The following is a 1,613-nucleotide window of genomic DNA, read 5'->3' as shown; positions in this document are numbered from 1 at the left end:
TCGGGTTGTTAAGGTCATCCCGGTAGAAAATGTAAGTCTTTCCGTGCAGCGGACGCCTAGTGAAGACCTTGAACTCAACCCGGCCCTGTTTGATCAACTCGCGCAACGAGCCAAGTGTCTCTCGGTCTCACCGCCATGGCGAGCGATCAGCTCCCCGTGTCGACGGCGACGTCGTTCGCCGTGCTCGGCGTCGAGGTCGATGAGGATCTGCTGCTGGCGAGCTATCTCGAGGCGCTCGACGGACATCTGTCGGCTCTCGTCGCCGCGGGTGACGCCGTCGCGAGTGGTCTCCACCCCGTGGTGACGGCGTCGTGTGCGACGCTCGGGCAGACCGTACGGGTGTCGATGCCCGGCGATCGCGTCCTGGAGGGCAGCGCGACGGCGATCGATGCCGATGGTCGCCTTCTCGTCGTCTCGGAGGGCGTCGAGCACGCCGTCTCGGCGGGCGACGTCGTGCATGTGCGTCCTGCCGGAACCTGACACGCCGCCGCACAGACGGGAATGTCGCAGATCACAGGCACAATGGTGGGGTGACCCAGCCTGTGACGTTCGGCGGCCGGCCTCTGATGCCGCCGCCCGGCATGCCGACGGAGGAGCTGCTGATCGCGCGCTTCCGAGGTCACGCGCGCCGACTGTTCTGGTCGGCTCTGGTGCTCATCGCGACCTTCGGCGCCACCGCATATTTCTACGGGAACCTGCCGGCGGGCTTCGAGAACTGGATGCTCCTCACCGCCGCGGGGGTGCTGGTCATCCTCGCCGTCGTCGTGCCTTTCGTCATCTGGTACTCCCGATCCACCACCGTGACGACGAGGCGCGTCATCGCCCGTCACGGCATCGGGGCACGCCAGCGCCGTGAGATGTCGCATGCTCGGGGATACACGATCGCGGTTCGTCGCGGGCCGTTGCAGCGGATGTGGGGGGCCGGGAACATCACTCTCTCGAACGGCGTCGACGCTCCGTTGCGGCTGCCGAACGTTCCCAACGTGACCCTCGTGCACGAGACGCTGGCGGATCAGATCGAGGTCGGGCAGATCCTCGCCCACCGCGACGCCCAGGCGAGCGGCGACTGACCCTCGGCGGAGCTCGGCGAGCCATCCACCCGGCACGTCGCGCACACCCGAGGTCCGGAACGTGTCGTGCGCGCCCCGGCCGGTGCGGGAGAATGGGGGCAGACGAATGGAGGCGGCATATGGCGCTGCGTGTGGGCGTGATCGGTGGAGGACAGCTGGCCCGGATGATGATCGCTCCGGCGGTCGAGCTCGGACTCGAACTGCGTGTGCTCGCGGAAGGCGAGGGCATGTCCGCCGCGCTGGCAGCCACGGCGGTCGGCGACTATCGCGATCTCGAGACGGTGCGCGCCTTCGCGGCGGACGTCGACGTGGTGACCTTCGACCATGAGCATGTGCCGCAGGACGTGCTTCGTGCTCTCGTGGCCGATGGAGTCGTCGTGCACCCCGGCCCGGATGCGCTCCAGTTCGCGCAGGACAAGCTCGTGATGCGGGCTCGCCTGGCCGCGCTCGGCGTGCCGCAGCCGGACTGGGCTTCCGTGCGAACGACCGCCGAGCTGCAGGAGTTCCTCGACGCTCATGCCGGTGCCGCGGTCGTGAAGACGC

Annotated in this window: 2 protein-coding genes and 1 pseudogene; all 3 read left to right on the top strand. The window is 68.1% G+C overall.

Going from position 1 to position 1,613, the window contains the following annotated elements; translation table 11 throughout:
- Nucleotides 1-114 precede the first annotated feature (114 nt).
- Nucleotides 115-480 carry a hypothetical protein gene (locus KZA10_RS14550; protein WP_218683241.1) on the top strand — a complete coding sequence of 122 codons (366 nt, stop codon included), beginning with the start codon at nucleotides 115-117 and terminating at the stop codon, nucleotides 478-480.
- A gap of 86 nt (nucleotides 481-566) precedes the next feature.
- Entirely contained in the window at nucleotides 567-1,070 is a 504-nt protein-coding gene (locus tag KZA10_RS14545; protein ID WP_218683242.1) for a PH domain-containing protein, read from the top strand.
- Between the two features lie 119 nt (nucleotides 1,071-1,189).
- Nucleotides 1,190-1,613: pseudogene (locus KZA10_RS14540) on the top strand (5-(carboxyamino)imidazole ribonucleotide synthase); the annotation flags it as partial.

Origin of the sequence: Microbacterium sp. BF1, assembly GCF_019279095.1 — a bacterium.
Classification (GTDB): domain Bacteria; phylum Actinomycetota; class Actinomycetes; order Actinomycetales; family Microbacteriaceae; genus Microbacterium; species Microbacterium maritypicum.
This window is presented reverse-complemented; position numbering and strand designations above follow the sequence as displayed.